Origin of the sequence: Candidatus Pseudomonas adelgestsugas, from assembly GCF_004124255.1 — a bacterium.
GTDB lineage: Bacteria > Pseudomonadota > Gammaproteobacteria > Pseudomonadales > Pseudomonadaceae > Aquipseudomonas > Aquipseudomonas adelgestsugas.
Genome location: NZ_CP026512.1, coordinates 369,271 through 390,697 on the forward strand (window position 1 = coordinate 369,271; position 21,427 = coordinate 390,697).

Below are 21,427 nucleotides of genomic sequence, written 5' to 3' on the forward strand. Positions count from 1 at the left end.
GTTTGCGTGTACTGATAATTAAAACTTCATCTTTGGGTGATGTGATTCATGTGTTGCCAGCACTGACTGAGGCGATGCTAGCGATCCCTGGAATTCGTTTCGATTGGGTGGTAGAAGAAGGCTTCGCTGAACTTCCAACTTGGCATCCGGCAGTGGACAAGGTGATTCCTGTAGCGATTCGCCGTTGGCGCAAACACATCTGGTGGACTATAAAAAGCGGTGAATGGCAGAGTTTTAAAAAAAGCATCCAGTCAACTAAATACGATTTAGTGATTGATGCACAAGGATTACTCAAAAGTGCTTGGTTGACGCGCTATGTAAGCGCCCCAGTGGCAGGCTTTGATAAAGATTCCGCCCGTGAACCAATAGCAGCATGCTTTTATTCGCGCCGCCTAGCTGTACCCCCTACACAACATGCAGTTGAGCGTTTGCGTCAGCTGTTTGCTGCTGCGCTGGGCTATAATTTAGCTGATGGTTCTGGTAACTATGGCCTGAGTGTTCACAAGCTGTACAGCTTGACGCCAAAAAAACCTTTTGTATTGCTGTTGCACGGCAGTACTTGGGATACTAAGCGTTGGCCCGAAATTTACTGGCGTGAACTAGCTAAACATCTGGCGGACCATGGCGTAGACGTGAAATTACCATGGGGTAATGCTGTCGAAAAAGTTCGCGCTGAACGCCTAGCAATAGGTTTGGAAAATGCTGAAGTGCTACCTAAGTTAAACTTGGGTGGTGTTGCTCGCGTACTTACTGGCGCTTTGGCATGCGTAGCAGTGGATACTGGTTTCGGCCATTTAGCTGCCGCTCTAAATGTACCAACCATATCTCTATTCAGCTCAACTAATCCAATTCTGACCGGTACTTATGGCAAGAGGCAGATTCATTTATCTAGTGATTTTCCATGTGCACCATGCTTACAAAAACACTGTACATATCAGCCAACATATGATGATTTGCGTCTGTTTGACATGAAACTTGAGTTACCTCTATGTTTTACGCGCTTGAGCCCTGCGCATGTGGCAAGCCGACTTAGCATGTTGCTATTTACTGATGGGCTGAAATAATGCAGCTAGCGTTTGTTTTGTATAAATATTTTCTCTTTGGTGGTTTGCAGCGCGACTTTATGCGCATCGCTCTAGAATGTCAGCGGCGTGGCCATAAGATTCGCGTCTATACGCTAATTTGGGAAGGTGATGTTCCTCCTGGTTTTGAAGTATTGAAGGCGACAGTTAGGGCGTTTTTTAATCATCGGCGTAACGAGAAATTTAACGCCTGGATAGAAGCTGATCTAGCCAAGCATAAAGTTGACCGTTTAGTTGGCTTCAACAAAATGCCTGGTCTAGACATATATTACGCCGCTGATGGCTGCTTTGAAGACAAAGCGCAAAACCTGCGTCACTTACTATATAAAAGTTTTGGCCGTTATAAACATTTTGCTAAATATGAGAGCATGGTATTTGCTAAAGACGCTACAACAAAGATCTTAGTGATTTCTGAAGTACAACAATTATTGTTTATTAAACATTATAATACGCCGCTTGTGCGCTTCCACTTATTGCCGCCGGGAATTGCGCAAGACCGACGTGCACCGCAAAACTCTACAGAAATTCGTAAAAGTTTTCGCAAGGAATTTAACGTAAGCGATGATGATATGCTACTGGTGCAAATCGGTTCCGGCTTTAAGACTAAAGGTGTCGGTCGTAGCCTTAAGGCTGTAGCCGCACTACCATTTGAGCTTAAAAAGCGCACACGTTTGTTTGTAATTGGCCAGGATAACCCTAAGGTATTCCAACTGCAAAGCGCTATACTAGGATTAAGCGATAGCGTACAGTTTTTTAAGGGTCGGAGCGATATTCTGCGTTTCTTATTGGGTGCTGATCTGTTGATCCACCCGGCGTACAACGAAAACACAGGTACCGTCTTGCTTGAAGCGCTCGTGGCCGGGTTGCCAGTTCTAGCTTCAGCCATATGTGGTTATGCTAACTACATTGCCGAAGCTAACAACGGATTAGTATTGGATGAGCCGTTTAAACAGGCGCAGCTCAATCAATATCTAGTATATATGCTTATCGATTACGCACAGCGTGCTGCCTGGGGCCGCAATGGGTTGGCTTACGCTGAGACAGCTGACCTCTACAGTATGCCACAACACGCGGCAGATATTATTCTAGCGGAGCTAAAATTATGAAGTTAATTCTTGCTGAACCGTTTAAGACGTTATGGTCTGGGCGCGATGTTTTTGCTGAGGTAGAGAAACTGCAAGGTCAGGTATTTCGTGAGTTAACAGTGCGTCGCACCTTACGCACTGAGGTAGATGGCCGTCAATATTTTGTAAAAATTCACCGTAGCATAGGTTGGGGAGAAATCTTCAAAAATTTGATCACTGCCAAATTGCCAGTATTAGGTGTAGGTCTCGAATGGGCTGCTATCCATCGTTTGCAGAAGCTTGGTGTGCCTACCATGACCGGCGTAGCTTTCAGTGAAAAGGGCAGCAATGTAACTAACCGGTACTCGTTTATTATCACCGAAGAACTGGCTCCAGCCATTAGTTTAGAAAATTTAACTGTCAATTGGGTGGCTAAGCCTCCTGCATTTGCATTGCGCTATGCTATCACTGCAGAATTGGCGCGCATAGTTGGCAAAATGCACCGTGGCGGTGTCAATCACCGCGACTGTTACCTGTGCCACTTTCTGCTCGATACTACTAAACCAATGAATGTGCGCAAATTAAAGCTATCAGTCATCGACTTGCACCGTGCTCAATTGCGCACCCATCTACCGCTGCGCTGGCGCAACAAAGATTTGTCAGCATTGTATTACTCAGCATTGGAAATTGGTTTAACTCAACGAGATAAGTGGCGCTTTCTTAAAGGTTATTTCCGTCAGCCACTACGTCAGATATTGACTGAGCAGTCGACCTCTTTAGGTCTTATGCAGCGCAAAGCATATAAACTATATGCGCGGAAGTTAAGCCTGGGGAATGTCCCCTGATAGCAGGTCAGACCTAGAACCTACTTACACTATCTAGGTGGATAATTTTCTGTACTTTAGAGGGTATTTTGTTGTTTTGTATGGTGAGTAACTGAAACCTTCTCTGTGATTACATTTGATTCACAGTCGAGTCTTGGCTTGATCAATTATTGTATCTACGATCTGTATACCTTATCGGTCAATGCTATGCGTTGCTACTTTAGTGTGACTTTTAGTACAGTCTAAGTAGCGAAACTGCAAGTACCTCGCTAAGCTGGACGTTTATGTCGCCAGTATGATAACTTTGCAGTGCAAGGTTCTACTTTATGTCTATCTCAGTAGGATGATAGCTATCCGCGAGCTGCTAAAATGTAGACATATCTATGATAGAAGATTGTTAATGATCTATAGTTTAACAAATATATTAAGTTAATATGATCAATTATGAGAGCGCTGAATACATTAACACGATGTATAAACATCTTTTTATCTATAGCTATTTACAGTGTCTCAACTTATTAATTGCTTGCTGATTACTATATCGTATGCCTGATCAGTTGTTCTAATGGTAATTTTCTAGCACGGCTTTTAATTCAAAGATTACTTGACTCAAGATCTAGCTTGCAGTGATTAATATTATTAAATATTACTTGTTTATTACCTGTCAGTTATACTTCTATTATTCAATATCGCTAGCACACACACGTAACAGTAAAACAATAAACAGCGAATTTATTATTTAGTAAGATTTTTTTGAGGTTAGTATGAGCTAGTAGTTTCATGGTGACTAAAGATTATACTTTGCTTCAGCTGAATAGCCCATCTAACTTAGATACTATATATGTTAGCAAACGATGCGCAGCTGAATGGATAAGCGATATACTAGTTATGGCGACTGAAATAGCGTGTTTTGCTTAGAGTATAAAATATCAGTATGACTACCTAGTAAATTGCTATATGGATTATTTCAAGCTCTCAAGTAATAATCTGATATGTATACTTAGTAAATCTTGTTAGCGTACAGGCGTTTACCTAAATATTCTCTGGTTTTAGCTATTACCTGTGGGCCAGATATTTTTGCGTTACAGATGATGTTTTTCGGTGAACTTATATTACTTTTTGTAGTTAGCTAGTGCGTGGTTTACATAGTATAAGCTAAGTGCATGATTGCTTTAATCCTAGGTATATTTTAGTTAGGCTGCAGGCATAAGCTATGCCGCGCATATTAATGGGCCTCGAGAGACCTCGCCAGCTATTGTTTGGCAAGCGTAATTATATCAAGGATTTGAAGTTATTTTTGTGACATATACTATAGTGGTTCACTATATAAATGTGTTCATTATTTGCGGTCTTATCCTTGACTAGCCAAGGATAACTTGTTGGTTATCACCTGTTTCGAGCGCATGATCGCCTGGCGCAGTCATAAGGAGAAATGTTGATGCGGTTGTCTGAACTGAAAAAAACTGGTCGTACGCCAAGGCTGCCTCTGACTATTGAACTTACGGATTCTGCAGGTTCAAGGCGATTACAACTGCTCAGTCTTCTGCATGTGTTGCCTGGTAAACGTTATGTAGGCGCAGCCATCTGGTGCGGCCGTCAAGTGTTGGCTAAATTATTGGTAGGTAGTAAAGCAGTGCGGCATTTTCAGCGAGAGCTTAGTGGTGTACAGCTTTTAGCTGAGCAAGGTTTTATCACGCCGCAATTGCTAACTGATGGCTTACAGGAAGGCGAGGGTGGCTGGTTGTTATTTCAATTTATTGATAATGCTGAAAGCCTAGCAAATGCCTGGCAAGCGGTTAAAGGTTTACCGCCGCTGACTGATGAACAAACAGCAGTGCTTGCTGATGCTTTGGCAGTGATTGCTAAGATGCATACTAAAGGCTTGTGGCAGAAAGACCTGCACCTGGATAACTTTCTTCGTCATGGCAATCAGTTATACTTAATTGACGGTGCAGGGATATATATGGAAGAAGTAGGCAAACCGCTATCGCGTAATCGAGTGCTAGAAAACCTTGGCGTATTCTTTGCTCAGCTGCCAAAAAATTTGGAGCCGTTCAATGAACAGTTGCTAGCGTACTACTTGTTGAGCAATAGCGAACATGTCTTGCCGCTAGATGCCCTCAAAAAACAGGTATATAAGGCTAGCGCCTGGCGTTTAAAAGATTTTTTAAACAAGGTTGGTCGTGAATGCACGTTGTTCAGTGTAACGCGTAGTGCTTTTGCTTTGCGCGCAACCTATCGCGAAGCAGAAACAGTGCTATTGCCAGTATTAGAGCAGGCCGATGAGTTATTAGATCAAGGTTATTTATATAAAACTAGTGGTGCAGCTACTGTTGCTAAGGTTGATATAGCTGGGCAGTCGTTAGTAATCAAGCGTTACAATATTAAAAGTGTTGCCCATTGGCTTAAGCGTTTTTGGCGCCCTAGCCGCGCATGGCATTCCTGGCGTGAAGGTAGTCGTTTAGAATTCCTCGGTATTACTACACCAAAGCCGTTAGCTGTGTTAGAAAAGCGGTTTTTATGGTTGCGTAGCCGAGCCTATCTAGTGACTGAATATCTCCCTGGGCAAGATATCATTGAACGTTTTATGCCTTATATTGAGCATGGTCATGCGCCAGAAGATGAGCTCCTGGCTCTAGAGCATCTATTTGCTGAGCTGATTCGTTATCGCATTAGTCATGGCGATTTTAAAGGTCATAACTTGTTTTGGGCTCAAGATCGTTGGGCGTTGATCGACCTTGATACCATGTATCAGCACGGCTCAAACGTCAGCTTCGCTCTGGCGTTCGCTAAGGACCGTACGCGGTTTATGCGTAATTGGCCTGAAAGTAGCGCGCTTTATAAGCTGATTGATCAGCGCTTACCAAAAGAGATTAGCGTTGCCGGTTAAAGCAGATTTTTAAGTTTGATCAGTTTTTTAAGCACTACTTAAATCTAATACCAACTCGTAACGCTAAGACTTAAACTACACCGCATACTAATGTCTCTCAGTGCTACTTTATAGTAGCGAACATTATTATTCACTAGCAATCATAGTATTAATATACTACGATTGAGCAAAATTTATCTGAACTTTGAGTTCAGTTGACAGTTCGCTGTTGTACTTTTACTGGTAACGTGTCCATGAATTTGTTGTTAGTGGGAATCTGACATGGCATAGTGTTAAATTGCGTAACTTGGTTAATCTTAGTATTAGTTTATTTCATATTCTTGTTGATCGATGGCTTTAGTGCGCAGTTTGAGTTATTTGATTTGCCGGAATACATCGATTTCGCTATAGGTCATAATGTGCACATTTTAGCTCGTGCTTACATACCAATATAGGTCTGGAGTACAAACACATATCGTGCTGATTACCACCATAGGTGTGGTGTGCTTCTAGTTGGTACTATATTAGTAGTTATTACCATTACTGATAAGGTGGCTGCCTCTGTATATCTTGATAGCAGTTTAGCAAGGTTTAGCTTGTAAGGTTCAGTTGCTCAGTAGCCAGTTAGCCTGTATTGGCTAGTCGAGTAATTTCTACTAACTATTTAGTATTTTATTATAGTAATAGGCGCTTTTAACGCTTTATATGTTATTTAAAGTATTTGCGATTATGCTGATTGTGATCGTGATTGAAATCAGTAACATCAATCATGTTACTTAAAGTATTAACAATGGTGTTGCAGTCAGTAGACCAAGCTTCTTTATAATTTATGGGTAAGTTTACAATGCTGCTACGCAGCATTAACTGGGCTTGGTTAGTTTTTTGAGCTTGTTGAGAATAGACATATACCGCATATACTAGGCCACCAAGTAATATGGCAGTAACCTATACGTAGCATCGTCGATATAGCGCTTAAAATGCATACCTAAGCGCTAATTCATCGATACTTTAATATGATTATATTAAGTGACATACCATAAAATTATGGTTTATGCCACCAATACGCAGACTAGCTTTCTATGAGGTCTAAATATGTCCTAGCAGATTCGTAGTATTGCCTTACTTCAGATTGCTTGAGATCATGGCCGGCTTGCTTATTGTTATCTAGCTGATATTTACCATGTTTTAGCGGTAATGTAGTTATTTATTTCAAATGTCACTACACGTTATAGTTTTAGTATAACGGTGTAGCTAGGTTTTCAATGTTACAAGAAATTATCTAAGATTATGCTGTCAGCAGTTATTATCACCTAAAGTATCTGCTAGGCCTTTGCTGCTTACTGTTTTTAAGCGTTAGCCAGAATACTATGAGGAGTCAGCTTGATACTGCGCCCATCAAGTCTTTCTAGCAAGTGTAAACGCCACAGCATGCGTGAATAAAGCTACAATTGGTTTTATATAAAATATTTATAATAGTTCTATGTATTTAGGCCTGCAGCACTAAATAAGTACAATAAGCTATTAATGCTGAGGAGGCTACCATTCAAGTAGCTGTCAGATATTAGGGCCAGACTAGCCTAAACTTTTCCAATTTAACCTACCACCCGCCTATGTAGTCAGGTGGTACTGTTAGTGCTAGTGGATATGACGACTTTAAATACAAAGGTACCTTTGTACGTGTTCTATGCTATGCAGTCAAAGCAAAGATAGCAATATCAAGATTTACTAGTAGTGCACAGCGACACAAGCCGCTATATTTTTTAGATCATCAACTTGTATAATCACACTAAACTTTAGCTTTGAGCTGTGCTTCAACTTAGGTAAAATACATATGTTCAGTTGTAACTTGTATGCATATAAGTTGAAAGGAGTTTAAACTCTTACAGCACTGACGATTATTAATGTTTATGTGGCGTCCTTAGTCATGTTGTCGATATATCTACATATCGACGGTAAGTTGATTGGAGTCGCTGCAGAAGTGCGTTTCGTACATTAACAGGCATATCACCGAATACTCTACAATCTTGCTTAGTTATGCTTAGAGCAAGCCAGCATTAAGGTTTATTAAGTTGATTTAATGGTAGTCTAGTCTACTCTCATTAAAATGTTTAACTTAAGATGTATTGGCAATACGCTAAGTATTACTAGTTTGTCATGGACAGCATTAATGGCGTAATCCTGATGAGAGGTCTTTTGCTGTAAGCACCATTGTAATAAGATAATCTTATATAGAAAGCAACCAGATATTGATTTAAAAAAATTAATACTAGGCTGGTTAAACACTACCTGACTCACGATTCTAACTTCTGCTAGTATTGAAGTTTTTAGGAAATACTATCAATCCTTGGCATCGCTAGTAAGAGTAAATGTACCGCTATAATAGCAAAATCCACAAAATCAAGGAATGCTAAGACTAGGCTGCCTTTGGCAGCTAGTATATTGCTGTTATTGAGTTTATGGGTTTTGAGATGCTTAAAGAGGGAGCGTAAGATTATCAGTATAGCGCCATATAATATCGCTGATAAGTGCAATTTTTCATGCTAGACTTCACTTAAAAAGCTAGATAGTGATTAACACCGACTACTTAACATTATCGATTTGCACTATTAAAAAGATAAAAACAAAAGCTTTTTTATTCTGTCTGCTAAAACTAAGAGATACATTTTGCTAAATTCAAGGTATAAAGGCGATACTCTTGCCAACCGATGCGCTAAACGTATTTTGGCTTCGATCTATAATGCCTAATCATACAAAACATCTAAGTTATCAAATACAGTGTAGACTGTTATGAGTCTGTCGGCTGAGTGTTATGTCTTGCAGTTCTGTCAAGGCTATGATGCTCCATTTCTAGACTGTGCGCGGCAGTATGCGAGTTTGTTTGCAAGCTCGAGGTACAAAGTGACTACAGTGTTCCTTACCGGATCTTCAGATCCTACAGTAGTGGCTAGTTGTGACTCTGATGAAGTGCTATTTATGGAGTTTAGCTCTAAGGATATTCGTGGCCTCAAGCTGTGCGCCATCTGTGAATTGCATAAGATTGCTACGTCGCGTAATTTCAGTCTCTGCATTGCCCACCGGTTCAAGCCAATTTATATCGCCTTGATCGGTACGCGCTTACCGGTAATTGGTGTGCATCATGCTTTTAGTGATTATCAGCGCTGCAGCCGTAAGTTATTGGCTTGGATTTTTCGTAAGCGCTTAAGTCTGCTAGGAGTGTCCAATGCAGTGCGTGATGATATGCGTCGCTCTTTACCAGCCTTACCGGCGGTACGTATTCAGACACTGTATAATCGTATTGATATCGAGGCCATGCAAGCATTGCAAGTGTCGGCTCATGAAGCACGTGATGTGTTGGGGTTGTCGCTAGATGAGTGGGTGATCGGCAATGTCGGCCGCTTGCACCCGGATAAAGATCAGGCTACCTTACTCAAGGGTTTTGCTTTGGCCTTGCCGCATCTACCTGCCAGGAGTCGCCTAGCAATTCTGGGCACCGGATATCTAGAACAAGACCTCAAAAGTTTAGCCTGTAAACTGGGCATTGCTGAACGGGTCCTATTCTTCGGCTATGTTCCTGATGCGCGCCGGTATTTCCATGCGTTCGACACCTTTGTTCTAAGTTCTAACAATGAGCCATTCGGTATGGTGCTGCTAGAAGCTATGGTGGCAGGTGTGCCGCTGCTCGCTACGTCGTGCGGTGGTTCTCGTGAAGTAGTTGATGGCGTCGGTACTCTATTTCCGCTTGGTGATGCTGAACACTTAGGGAATGGTCTTCTGCACTTGGCGGCAATGAATCGTCAAGAGCACAAGCAGTATAGTGATATGATACTGAAGAGCCTACGCCAGCGGTTTTCTGATCAGGTAGCGCGCGATACTTTTTGGCAGCTACCACACGTTACTGAGCTGATCACAAGGGTGTAATGTTTAATCGATTCCAGGCCTTTCGCGAGCGTGGTTGGTCTAATGTTGACGCGTTAACCTACAGCGATGCCTGGCATCGTTTTGGTGGTAGTGTTGCTACACATCCAAAAGTAGTCGAACGTCTAGCTGGGCTTGCCGGGATTCCTGTACGCTATCAAGCGTGGGAGCAAAATAGAGAGCTTAAAGCGTGCATTGCAACCTGGGGGCCGGATTTAGCGCTGTCTAAAAGCACGCTTCAACGTAATGGTAAAAAGGGTTTGTTTGATCTTGGTAATGCTGAGTTAATTCTGCCTGCTGCCGCTGATGCTCAGGTGACGTTACGCCATCGAGCACGTTACCTATCAGCCTTAAATGCAGGTCGCTTTGTTGGCATCAAACTACAGGCTGAACAGTTAGCCATGGCGCGTACTCCAGAAGAATTATCAAAAAAGTTTTGCTACAACAAACGTCGTGAATTACGACTGATGGAAGAGGCTGGTGGCGTAGTGCGGCCTGTGCAAGACTTTTCCAGCGCCGATTTAGCAGCAATGTACTGCGATTTATTTCAGCGCCGCTGGGGCTTTCCGGCTACTGGTGCTAAACATATGGCACAAGTACTTAAACTGTTGCGTGAGCTGTTGATAGGTTCGGTAATTTTTCTTAACAATGCACCTATTGCTATACAGCTAGTGTATCGCGTTGAAGCACCAGAGTGGGTTAGTGTTGAATATATTAATGGTGGCGTTGACCCTAAAGCTCGTGTATTTAGCCCAGGCAGTGTGTTGAGTTTCCTTAATACGCAAAATGCCTGGAAAAAAGCACGAGAAGTCGGCAAACCATTACGGTTTTCGTTTGGTCGGGCGGATTGCGCATATAAAAATCGTTGGTGTAACTCTGTGCTAGTGTTTACTGTATGAGTGAATTGATAAACCGTAAGCAGATTCTGCTAAAGCGCTATCGTCGAAATAAATGTATGGGCCTACTGGTTAGTTTACTGATACTGATATGTGTCGGTCTGCTAGTGGTTTGGTGGCTGCCGATATTGTTAGCGGTATTTACCTGGCTTGTCCATGAGAACTGGTTTGTTGAATACTTGTTTTACTCGCCAAAAAATGACTATCAATATAAATTTACAGCTGATACTGAGCAGCTAGGCGTGACCCTAGATAAGGGCAGGTTAGTACTTAGACAGGAATTTGAGCTGATTGGTGATGAGACGTTAATTCTTGCTGTGCGGCTTAAAAGCAGTATGGTTGGTCATTTTATCGATCCGTATGTCGTGTTGTCGTACGATGATCGTCAAGTATTTGAGCGTGGTGTCAATGGTTTACGATACCTAAACCTTACCGGCCAAGCACAATTACTGTTGAGTGGGCAGTTGCTATTGCGTAGCCGATTTTGTCATGTACAAGGTGAGCTTGTGCTGTCAGTATTCCGCTATCCAGATGTACGTCGGCAAAGAATGATGGTGATTGCGCCACATGCCGATGATGCTGAGCTTGCCGCGTTTGGACTATATAGCCAGACAGTACAACCATGGATCGTGACACTGACTGCCGGCGAGATTGAAGCCGAGCACTATCAGCGGATGGGACTTAGCAAGCCTGAGGCAGCGCGACTTAAAGGCCGTTTGCGTGCCTGGGACAGTATTGTAGTGCCGCGCTGGGCTGGAATACGGCAGGAATACTTAATTCAGCTTGGGTATTTCTGCTTACAGTTGATGGCGATGAAGTTAGAGCCGGATCGTGCGGTGGTTTCTTTGGAGGCAGAATTAAATGACATCCGCGTATTTCGCCAGTTTAATCAGTTTCTGTTGCCTGCAGATACTAACGGTCTAGCAACCTGGAGCAACCTGTTGGCTGACTTACGTGCCATAATATTGCTTGCGCGTCCTGAAGTTATCGTGCTGCCATGTTCGTTGCTTGATTCGCATCCAGATCATGTCTGCGCTCGGCAGGCTGTATTGGAAGCTTTGCAGGATCTTGAATGGCAGCCAACTATTTTGCTTGGCTACGCCAATCATCTGCATGACAACAACCGCTGGCCCATGGGAGATTCTGGCAATGGTGTTGCTTTGCCGCCGTTTTTCGATACAACTTACACGTTGTTGCCTTATTGTGTGTCCTTATCCAAACAAGAGCAGTGTAATAAAGCAATGTCGCTTGGTATGATGCATGATCTACAACCAAGAATATCGTTCAAACGGCGTGTGCGACGCGTTATACAACGCTTGTTTTCTGGAAGAGCCATTTCACCTTGGGGTGAAAATGATTTTTTTCGTAAGGCCGTTCGGCGCCATGAACTCTTTTGGTTCGTCAAGTACAAGTAACGTATAGTCACGTGTAGATACTGGATGTATCATAGAAAAGCAAATATCAGTGAGTCTTTGTGTGACTCACGAGTTAGTGTTAATACGTTTTTGCTGATTTTTTACTTTGGCTATCAGCTACTATAGATAATGTTTTTCTTAAAATCTTTCGCCATAACTAGAATATAAATTAATTATTGTTAGGATGATCTTTACCGATCACTGCGCACTAATCTCATAACATATTGTAAATATTTGAGCAGCAGAAGCCATATCGATTACATGATATTAGGCCACTATTTATAGTGTACTACTTTGATCATCTTAAGAGCTGTGATTATGTAGAGTTTGCGATTTGGATTTCTTGTCTACGGCAATCTAAATAAGTACTTCACTGCTGAATAGTTGACTAGCTATAATTTGTTTTAAACTCATAAATAATTGGCAGTTGGTATACTTTATACTTAACGTATAATACTGTTAATACTCAAAATGTTTATGTAGAGTAATAGTTTAAAAGTATCTTTTACTGATTAGTCCCATAATATAATGGGTACGGGCGAGTTCTATGGAATTTATCTGTGATATAAGAACTCTCCTGCGTTTTTTGTTTTGGAATGGCGTATAAGCTTCACTAACTATGTCGGTGAAGTAAAATCACCTAGGCGTTCAGTGTGCCTAGTGTTGTGATTGAATGGTATCATAGCAGCGATCGTTTTTCTTATTAATTATACTGGGATAATAGTGGCTGGATTAAAAATAGTTACGATGAACGAGAATTTTCATGTTTTTATTTTGTTGACCGGAAGTATAATTAATAGCTGGTTGTTGCCGTTTGTGAGCCTAGAGTATGTCTAGAAGCTGATAGTTAAAACAGCCTGTATTGTTGATGCCAGAAGTTTCCATTAAGGAGAGTTATGAGCCGTCATTTCAGAGTCCTGCAACTACAGCCTGACTACAATGTCAAAGACTACGACTGTGCTGACTTAGCCGAACAGATAATTAAGGCATTGCCTACAGATCGCTATGAAGTCACTGCCACGTTTTTGCGTGGCAGGCCAGGTCCTACAGAGCCAGTCAGTCGCGCTGCTAAGTCAGCTTACTTTGAATTGTCTAACAGTGCGCTCAAAGGCTTGAGGCTGCGCGCAATGTGGCAACTTTATAAGTTTTGTCGCCGGGAAAAGTTTGACGTTGTGATATGTAATCGCTTCAAACCAGTCAACATGATGTTGCAGTTAAACCGTTGGCTGAAAATTCCCCTGTGTATTGGTATCTCCCATGGATTTGGTGAATATGATCGTCTCTATCGGCGTAAGCAAGTTCAGTGTTGGCTAGATGAGCACTGGCATTTTATTGGGGTGTCGCCAGCAGTCACGCAATACCTGCTAAACCTTAAGTGCGGGTTTACCTACCAGAATACCCATACCATTAAAAATGCTATTGATATTAAACAGTCCGTAGGCTTGCAGCATTCGCGTAAGCGCGCCCGTGAGTTATTGGGTATTAACCCTACAGTGCGTTTGATCGGTGCTTTAGGGCGTCTTGTACCAGTAAAAGGCCACACTTACTTGGTACAGGCTTTTGCGGCGCTTAAAGATCAATACCCTACAGCTCAACTCGCTATTATTGGTACAGGGCGAGAGAAATCTCATCTGATTACACAGATTCAGGACCTTGGCCTGGCTGGGCGCGTTCAGTTGCTAGGTTTTAAGGAAAATGCCCTGCAATACGTACAGGCTTTTAATATCTGGGCTATTCCGTCGTTGTCAGAAGGCTCGTGCTTAGCGCTGCTGGAAGGTATGAGTGGGCGCTTACCAGTAATTGCCTCAAGCGTACCGGCTATGTTGCCACTGATTCAAAGCGCAGGAGGTCTTGCAGTAAATCCTGCTAATGTGTCAGAACTGACCATGGCTTTAGATGCCTATCTTGCACTGTCTGATGAAGCGCTAGCGCGGAAAGGTGAGCAAGCTTATCGATGCCTTCAGGCGCAACATGACATTATGGTATTCCGCAAAGAGTATTTAGAATTAATTGATTCAAAATTAGCTCAAGCATGCGGAAAGTATGTATGAGTTATAGTCAGCCATTAGTCACGGTGATTATTGCGTCGTATAACCATGCTCCATACATTGAGGAAAGTATTCTTAGTGTATTGAACCAGACTTATCTCAACATTGAATTATTGGTGATTGATGATGGCTCGACAGATAACAGTGGCGAACGTATTAGATATTTGCAGGAAAGCCACACATTTGACTTTCACGTGCAGCATAATCACGGGTTAACTAATACGCTCAATAGCGCTATTTCACGGTCTCATGGTTCTTTGGTTGTACCGTTTAGTTCAGATGACATCATGATGCCAGAGCGTATAGCGATCCAAGTAGACTATATGAATGACAAGCCGGAGGTAGGTATATGTGCTGGAAATATTGAGTTGATCGATGCCAATGGCAAGCTCTTTCAAGAGAAACGCCAGCGTCGTAATGTGTCCTTTAGGCGTATGGATTTCGATGATATATTTCTTGAGCGCAAGCCTTACCCGCCAGCTCCTACTTTGATGATCAGGCGTGAAGCGTTGGAAAAAGTCAATAGATTTGATCCGCAGATTTTTCTGGAAGATTTATTAATTGAACTGAAGATTACTAATGCCGGTTATTTTATTGACAGCTTGAACATTGTGATGGCGCGTTATCGTAAACACGCTACTAATTCATACAAGAATCATCGGTTCATGATAGATAATATCTTACGTTCATACGCTTTGTTCAGTGACCATCCGCAATATGATAAGGTGCGTTATAAGTTTCTTAATTCTATGTTTCTTAAGACATCAAACCGCAATTGTGCATTAGCAAGAGAATTGTTAGCGCAGATCCCGTTTTTGGCTTGGAACAAGAAAACTTGGCGCGGACTGAGCCGGCTGCTTTTTTCTCCGCTAGAAAAAGACCGGTAATTTATGGTGCTGCTGCCATGCGGTAGCTATACAGATAAAGCATTAGCAGTAACGCAATACCCCTAAAATAGGGGCAAGTTATAAAACGCAGCAATACTGTTATTATTGGTGAAACGCTTTAAATACTAAGGGAGCTTACCTTGAGGTGTACCAAGTAGTGCGTTTTAAAACATTTGAAGAGGCTGCTATCCTACAGCGTAGCGATGTTAACTCTAGCCATTATCTTTAATTATATTGGCGTGTTTGTCTTAATACTGTGAAACTTCATGTAGCATTAGAGAAATGAAGGTGCTGGCATGTGTAGCATGCTACTACGACGTTTAGCAATGCTTAAACCAGCAATCATAGCCAAGGGGATCCAGAGCAAGAACCAATGCTCTTTGGGTCGTGAAAGAATATCACCGCCTTCGGTCAGGCCAGCACCTATGCCATAAATCAGCAGTGCAGAAGTCAGCAGGAACAACGGATGTGTTTGTTCTTTAAGTCCTTTGTGCAGACCCCAGCCTAGCATAAAAATCCATGGAATCAATCCAATTATACCGACATAATAAAGCACGCTAAGGATAAAACTGTGTGGTTCCATGAGTTCTGTGTTGTTTATGATCAGGGACAGTTTAGAGTTGTAGCCGTGGCCGATGAATGGTTGATCGATAATACGCTGTAATGTCATGCCCCATAACTCAAAGCGATAAGAACTGCCACGCTCGGCAATAATTTTAGGATTAAATAGTAAAAACGATATAGTTCCCAGCATGTAAGTCGTAATCGTTATAATTGCACGATAATTACGACCTACAAAAGCGATCCATAATGCGGATAACGTTAGTGCAGCTAGTGCCATACGCGAACCAGTGGCCAGGATTGCCAGTGTCATGATTGCTAGTGCAGGCATGCTGAACAAGAACACTTGCAAATTCTTGGTAGAGATGCAGATACATAGCCAGTAAACGCAAAAAAAACCGAATACATGTGAGCTGAGTAGCGGATTATCTAGAGCACCCAGACCACCAATCATACGCATGCTCAGTCCAGGTTTAAAGCCTTTTGCAAAAGCTATCAGGCTATCTATACACACTACTAGTGCAATTATTGCTGCACTAAATAAGATAGGTTTAAATAGTTCATTTCGGTAATGCAGCATTACTCCGCAGCCGGCAAATAACATAAATGTTTGCAGTGGAGCTTTGAGAAATTTGGAATCTCTATTAGGCTCTGGGCTCCACAGAACGCTCATTATTGCCCAGATGCAAAATGCTAGAAATGCAATGATCAATGGTTCACGCAGTAGCTCCTGAATTTCCTTTGGGCGTAGGCACAGTAGAAGTAAAGTGGGCATACTGAAAAAGCTATAGTAGAGCCGGTGCATGACATTACGATTTTCGACGTAAAATAGTGAACTAAGCAATAACAATAGGCCTATCGGCAAAATCCAAAGCACCAGAAAATCGAAAACACGATTTACTCCAGAGGTAAGACACTGAGACTGCATACAGTACAAGGCTACTCCAAAGCACGGAAAGCGGACCTTTCTTAAGAATTCATAATAATATTATTCATACAATAAGATTATTATGAATTAATATCAAACAAAAAGTTGTTAGGTTATTATTTAGTGCAGGCACATAACAGAGAAGCATGTGATTAAGTCATCCTTCTTCATTCAAAAAAAGATTGCATAGTATGATCAACTCCAGTCAGAGCACAAGTCCTTCAAGCCGGGAAATATACTTTCGCCTGCTTATATACATTAAGCCTTATGCCGGATTATTTGCGTTGAGTATTGTTGGATTTTTAATTTTTGCGTCGACTCAACCAATGTTTGGGTATATTCTTAAGTACTTTGTCGATGGCCTATCTAATCCTGAGGCAGTGCTGTTTCCACGTATGCCATTTTTGCACCGCCTGCAATTACTGCAGGCGGTGCCATTATTAATTATTCTTATTGCTGCATGGCAGGGCCTTGGTTCTTTCATGGGTAACTATCTGCTGGCCAAGGTTTCTTTGGGCTTAGTTCACGACCTGCGTGTGCAGTTGTTCAATAACTTGTTAACGTTACCTAATAGTTATTTCGACAACCATAACTCCGGGCATCTAATTTCCAGGATTACTTTTAACGTAACAATGGTTACGGGCGCGGCTACAGATGCCATCAAGGTAGTGATTCGCGAAGGTATGACGGCTATTTTCCTATTTTCCTCATTACTATTTATGAACTGGCGTCTTACTTTGGTTATGATCGCTATTTTGCCGTTGATTGCAGTGATGGTCAGTATAGCTAGTAAAAAGTTCCGCAAACAGAGTAAAAAGATTCAGGTAGCTATGGGCGATGTAACTCACGTCGCTTCTGAAACTATCCACGGTTATCGCGTAGTGCGCAGCTTTGGTGGTGAAGTTTATGAAGAGAAACGCTTCTTTAAGGCTAGCCAGAGTAACACTGACAAGCAGTTACGCATGATCCGTACCGTAGCAATCTATACCCCGTTGCTGCAGCTAGTGATTTATGTTGCTATGGCAATGCTGATGTTTCTGGTGCTTTACCTTCGCGGCGATGCATCAGCCGGTGATATGATAGCGTATATCACTTTAGCTGGGCTGATGCCCAAGCCAATCCGTCAATTGTCAGAAGTTAGCTCAACTATTCAGAAAGGCGTAGCTGGTGCTGAAAGCATTTTCAGTCAGCTAGACGAAGAGCGAGAAATCAATTACGGCACTGCCGAGCGCGACAAGGTTAGTGGTCGCCTGGAAGTGCGCAACCTAAATTTCACCTACCCAGGTACCGAACGCCATGTACTGAAAAATATCAGCTTTACCGCAGAACCTGGACAGATGATTGCTTTGGTGGGCCAGTCTGGTAGCGGTAAATCTACACTAGCTAGCTTAATCCCGCGTTTTTACCACCACGAAAGTGGTCACATCTTTCTTGATGGTGTAGAGATCGAGGATTATAAACTGCTCAACCTGCGTAAGCACATTGCTCAGGTTACTCAGCATGTCACGTTGTTCAGTGATACTGTAACCAATAACATTGCTTATGGCGATCTAGCTGGCATGCCAAAAGTTGATATTGAGGCAGCGGCAGCGGATGCTTATGCCAAGGATTTTATCGACCAGTTGCCAAACGGTTTTGATACTCAGGTCGGCGAAAACGGCGTGCTGCTGTCTGGTGGCCAACGCCAACGCCTAGCAATTGCTAGGGCATTACTAAAGAATGCGCCTTTGCTAATTCTTGACGAGGCTACCTCAGCCCTTGACACTGAATCTGAGCAGCACATTCAGGCGGCGTTGGACAAGGTTATGCAAGGTCGTACTACCATCGTGATTGCTCACCGACTGTCCACTATCGAGAAAGCTGACTTAATCTTAGTAATGAATGATGGTCGTATTGTCGAGCACGGTAGCCATGCCGAACTGTTAGCAAAGAACGGCTATTATGCCCGCCAGCACGCAATAGGGATTAAAAGAATTAGTGCTCATAAATATCACATGATTTAATTGCGCATACGTTTAAAATGTAGGAGCGGACTAGCTAGTTTTTTACATATTATGTTTATCTAACACGCAATAACTCTATCTAAACTTCTATAAGCCCTCCATGTGTAACCATGTGCTAATATCTTATTCATTTTTATTTTGTATGTGAGTTGCTCCATGAAGTTATCCATGCCGCGATTCGATCAAGCCCATGTTTTAGTAGTCGGTGATGTCATGCTTGACCGTTATTGGCATGGTGATACCTTACGCATTTCCTCTGAATCACCAGTACCAGTAGTCAATGTCAAGCATATTGAAGACCGTCCAGGTGGCGCTGCTAACGTTGCCCTAAACATTGCTGCCCTCGGTGCTACGGCTTCCCTAGTGGGTGTGATTGGCGACGATGAAGCCGCTAGTAGCTTATCTAATAGTTTGCGCAGTGCTGGCGTGCATACACTATTCCAGTGCATACCTCATCAGCCTACCATTGTTAAGTTGCGAGTTATGAGCCGTCATCATCAATTAATGCGTATTGATTTTGAGGAATCCTTCGTAACTGATGCCATGGTTCTTGGCGAGGAAATTTATGAGTTATTTGAAAGCATTAATGTTCTGGTGTTATCCGATTATGGTAAAGGCACCTTGAAAAATCACCAGGTACTAATCCAGGCTGCTAAAGCCTTGAATATCCCAGTATTGGCTGATCCTAAGGGCAAGGACTTCTCGGTTTATCGTGGCGCTAGTCTGATCACGCCAAACCTCAATGAGTTCGAAGCTATCGTTGGTAGTTGTGCCGATGAGCACGAACTGGTAACTAAGGGCTCAGTACTCATGAATAATCTCGACTTAGGTGCTTTACTAGTAACTCGTGGCGAACACGGTATGACACTATTACATCCAGATCACTTGGCAATACACCTGCCGGCGCGGGCGCGTGAAGTATTTGATGTAACTGGTGCTGGTGATACCGTAATGTCTACCCTATCTGCTTCAATTGCAGCTGGTGAAAAGTTGGCTAATTCCGTAGCTCTAGCCAATTTAGCGGCTGGTATCGTAGTTGGTAAACTAGGTACTGCTGCTATCAGTGCACCTGGGTTACGTCGGGCCATACAGCGTTACGAAGGTTTAGAACGTGGCGTGCTAGCTATTGAGCAATTACTGTTGGCGATTGACGATGCTCGTGCTCACAACGAAAGTATAGTGTTTACTAACGGTTGCTTTGATATTCTGCATACCGGTCATGTAGCGTACCTGGAACAAGCGCGCGCCCAAGGTGATCGTCTGGTTGTCGCAGTCAATGATGATGCTTCGGTCAGTCGCTTGAAAGGCTCTGGTCGCCCTATCAATAGTGTTAATAGGCGTATGGCTGTTTTAGCAGGTTTGGGAGCGGTCGACTGGGTGGTTAGCTTTTCTGAAGATACTCAGAAAAGTTTGCTGGCCCAGGTCAAACCGGATGTATTGGTTAAGGGTGGAGATTATTCAGTTGCCCAGGTTGTAGGAGCTGATATCGTCAGTGCTTATGGTGGTACAGTCAAAGTACTTAGTATGGTTGAGGATAGCTCCACTACAGCTATTGTCGAGAAGATCCGCAATTATAATGAATAATGCTGAAAAGTGGGTTTTGATCACTGGTGGTGCCGGTTTTATTGGCTCACACCTAGTCGATGCGCTGCTTACTAAAGGCTATGCTATACGGGTGCTGGATAACCTATCCACCGGTAAGCGCAGCAATTTACCGTTAGGCAACCCACGTTTACAGTTAATTGAAGGTAGTGTTGCTAGTGCTGAGTTACTGATACAGTCTACCGTAGATACTAGCGCGGTTGTACATTTGGCTGCGGTGGCGTCAGTGCAAGCCTCTATAAATGACCCAGTGAATACGCATCAGAGCAATTTTGTTGGCACCCTGAACGTTTGTGAAGCTATGCGTAAGGCCAGTGTAAAACGTGTAGTTTTCGCTTCTAGCGCAGCTGTATACGGCAATAAAGGTAGCAAGGGTGTTGCGATTAATGAAGAGACCACTAAGGCACCACTCACGCCGTATGCATCTGATAAGCTATCAGGCGAATACTACTTAGATTTCTACCGCCGCCAGCATAGCCTGGATCCTGTAATTTTCCGGTTTTTTAATATCTTCGGGCCACGCCAGGATTTGGTATCGCCATATTCTGGCGTAATAAGTATTTTCAGTGAACGCGTACGACATGGTATGCCGATTGCCATATTTGGTGATGGCGAACAAACCCGTGATTTTATGTACGTGGAAGATCTGGTAAATTTGTTAGTCCAGGCCATTGAGGCGCCTGAGGCACCACTAGGTGCAATCAACGTTGGCTGGAATCGTGCTACTACGCTCAAGCAAGTGTTGCAGGCACTCAAAGAAGTCGTTGGTCAGTTGCCGGTGATCACTTACGGGCGGGTACATTCGTGGGATATTCGACATTCGCGGGCTAATAACCAGCGGTTGCTGGAAAATTTTAGAATGCCTGAGCCTACACCGTTGAAGGCTGGACTGGAACGACTAATAAACAGTTGTTAATCAAATATGGGGCCGCTGTGCTTGTGTGTAGATTTGACTTAATTATAACTGTAAACGCTTTGGAAGGCAATTTCAGTACATCACTTATATTAAAGTGACGTTATCGCAGGTAAACCATTACAAACAATAAATTTACTTGTACAATTGCTTGTACGATGTTGGTCATGTCCGTTCGCTTTAACTTCGACTGTTTTAGTTTCGGCTAAGCTTTACTAGCACAGTCAATCTTTTTAGTGAATCCTGTAATCGTGTACCAAGTTAGCTATTTTGCCGGTTAAAGCTATTTACTGGGCATAAAACTTACATGTTTTGACTGTGCGTAACTGGTCTTTCGTGACGGTAATAATCTAAACCTAGCGCGACTAGGTCTAGATATACATCTAGACTGCTAACAATCTTATTAATACGCCACTTTTA

General features: G+C 42.7%; 12 protein-coding genes and 1 pseudogene. 12 read left to right on the forward strand and 1 reads right to left on the reverse strand.

The window, feature by feature from the left end; translation table 11 throughout:
• The first annotated feature begins 2 nt into the window (after window positions 1-2).
• The 9 genes from waaC (at window position 3) to C3B55_RS00920 (ending at window position 15,000) form a co-directional block, all read left to right on the forward strand.
• A complete protein-coding gene (gene waaC, locus C3B55_RS00880; protein ID WP_129210639.1) occupies window positions 3-1,064 on the forward strand; it encodes a lipopolysaccharide heptosyltransferase I in 1,062 nt (353 codons plus the stop codon).
• Window positions 1,064-2,188 (forward strand): glycosyltransferase family 4 protein, encoded by a 1,125-nt coding sequence (locus tag C3B55_RS00885; RefSeq protein ID WP_129210641.1) that lies wholly within the window; start codon window positions 1,064-1,066, stop codon window positions 2,186-2,188. Before waaC ends, C3B55_RS00885 begins: the two co-directional genes overlap by 1 nt.
• Window positions 2,185-2,991: a lipopolysaccharide core heptose(I) kinase RfaP gene (gene rfaP, locus C3B55_RS00890; RefSeq protein WP_129210643.1), complete on the forward strand. Its 807-nt coding sequence runs from the start codon at window positions 2,185-2,187 to the stop codon at window positions 2,989-2,991. The genes C3B55_RS00885 and rfaP overlap by 4 nt, the downstream gene beginning before the upstream one ends.
• Before the next feature lie 1,417 nt (window positions 2,992-4,408).
• Window positions 4,409-5,860: a lipopolysaccharide kinase InaA family protein gene (locus C3B55_RS00895; protein ID WP_129210645.1), complete on the forward strand. Its 1,452-nt coding sequence runs from the start codon at window positions 4,409-4,411 to the stop codon at window positions 5,858-5,860.
• 2,766 nt (window positions 5,861-8,626) lie between these two features.
• Window positions 8,627-9,757 (forward strand): glycosyltransferase, encoded by a 1,131-nt coding sequence (locus tag C3B55_RS00900; protein WP_129210647.1) that lies wholly within the window; start codon window positions 8,627-8,629, stop codon window positions 9,755-9,757.
• Window positions 9,757-10,653, forward strand: coding sequence for a GNAT family N-acetyltransferase (locus C3B55_RS00905; protein WP_129210649.1), 897 nt, complete (start codon window positions 9,757-9,759; stop codon window positions 10,651-10,653). The genes C3B55_RS00900 and C3B55_RS00905 overlap by 1 nt, the downstream gene beginning before the upstream one ends.
• Window positions 10,650-12,065, forward strand: a complete 1,416-nt coding sequence (locus C3B55_RS00910; RefSeq protein ID WP_129210651.1) for a PIG-L deacetylase family protein — start codon at window positions 10,650-10,652, stop codon at window positions 12,063-12,065. Before C3B55_RS00905 ends, C3B55_RS00910 begins: the two co-directional genes overlap by 4 nt.
• A gap of 896 nt (window positions 12,066-12,961) precedes the next feature.
• Entirely contained in the window at window positions 12,962-14,116 is a 1,155-nt protein-coding gene (locus C3B55_RS00915) for a glycosyltransferase (RefSeq protein WP_129210653.1), read from the forward strand.
• Window positions 14,113-15,000, forward strand: coding sequence for a glycosyltransferase (locus C3B55_RS00920; RefSeq protein WP_129210655.1), 888 nt, complete (start codon window positions 14,113-14,115; stop codon window positions 14,998-15,000). The genes C3B55_RS00915 and C3B55_RS00920 overlap by 4 nt, the downstream gene beginning before the upstream one ends.
• Before the next feature lie 292 nt (window positions 15,001-15,292).
• On the opposite strand, the pseudogene C3B55_RS00925 reads toward C3B55_RS00920, so the two are convergent.
• A pseudogene (locus C3B55_RS00925) lies at window positions 15,293-16,489 on the reverse strand (O-antigen ligase family protein); the annotation flags it as partial.
• Window positions 16,490-16,680: 191 nt separating this feature from the next.
• Here C3B55_RS00925 and msbA point away from each other — a divergent pair.
• From msbA to C3B55_RS00940, 3 genes are all read left to right on the forward strand, one after another.
• Window positions 16,681-18,492, forward strand: coding sequence for a lipid A export permease/ATP-binding protein MsbA (gene msbA / locus C3B55_RS00930; protein ID WP_129210659.1), 1,812 nt, complete (start codon window positions 16,681-16,683; stop codon window positions 18,490-18,492).
• Between the two features lie 156 nt (window positions 18,493-18,648).
• Window positions 18,649-20,076 carry a bifunctional D-glycero-beta-D-manno-heptose-7-phosphate kinase/D-glycero-beta-D-manno-heptose 1-phosphate adenylyltransferase HldE gene (hldE, locus tag C3B55_RS00935; protein WP_129210662.1) on the forward strand — a complete coding sequence of 476 codons (1,428 nt, stop codon included), beginning with the start codon at window positions 18,649-18,651 and terminating at the stop codon, window positions 20,074-20,076.
• Complete coding sequence (locus tag C3B55_RS00940) at window positions 20,069-21,010, forward strand: NAD-dependent epimerase/dehydratase family protein (protein ID WP_129210663.1); 942 nt, start codon at window positions 20,069-20,071, stop codon at window positions 21,008-21,010. The genes hldE and C3B55_RS00940 overlap by 8 nt, the downstream gene beginning before the upstream one ends.
• The last annotated feature ends 417 nt before the right edge of the window (window positions 21,011-21,427 follow it).

Coding starts and splice junctions, on each gene's coding strand:
- C3B55_RS00885 (WP_129210641.1), top strand. CDS start 1,064: ATGCAGCTAGCGTTTGTTTTGTATAAATATTTTCTCTTTGGTGGTTTG.
- rfaP (WP_129210643.1), top strand. CDS start 2,185: ATGAAGTTAATTCTTGCTGAACCGTTTAAGACGTTATGGTCTGGGCGC.
- C3B55_RS00895 (WP_129210645.1), top strand. CDS start 4,409: ATGCGGTTGTCTGAACTGAAAAAAACTGGTCGTACGCCAAGGCTGCCT.
- C3B55_RS00900 (WP_129210647.1), top strand. CDS start 8,627: ATGAGTCTGTCGGCTGAGTGTTATGTCTTGCAGTTCTGTCAAGGCTAT.
- C3B55_RS00905 (WP_129210649.1), top strand. CDS start 9,757: ATGTTTAATCGATTCCAGGCCTTTCGCGAGCGTGGTTGGTCTAATGTT.
- C3B55_RS00910 (WP_129210651.1), top strand. CDS start 10,650: ATGAGTGAATTGATAAACCGTAAGCAGATTCTGCTAAAGCGCTATCGT.
- C3B55_RS00915 (WP_129210653.1), top strand. CDS start 12,962: ATGAGCCGTCATTTCAGAGTCCTGCAACTACAGCCTGACTACAATGTC.
- C3B55_RS00920 (WP_129210655.1), top strand. CDS start 14,113: ATGAGTTATAGTCAGCCATTAGTCACGGTGATTATTGCGTCGTATAAC.
- msbA (WP_129210659.1), top strand. CDS start 16,681: ATGATCAACTCCAGTCAGAGCACAAGTCCTTCAAGCCGGGAAATATAC.
- hldE (WP_129210662.1), top strand. CDS start 18,649: ATGAAGTTATCCATGCCGCGATTCGATCAAGCCCATGTTTTAGTAGTC.
- C3B55_RS00940 (WP_129210663.1), top strand. CDS start 20,069: ATGAATAATGCTGAAAAGTGGGTTTTGATCACTGGTGGTGCCGGTTTT.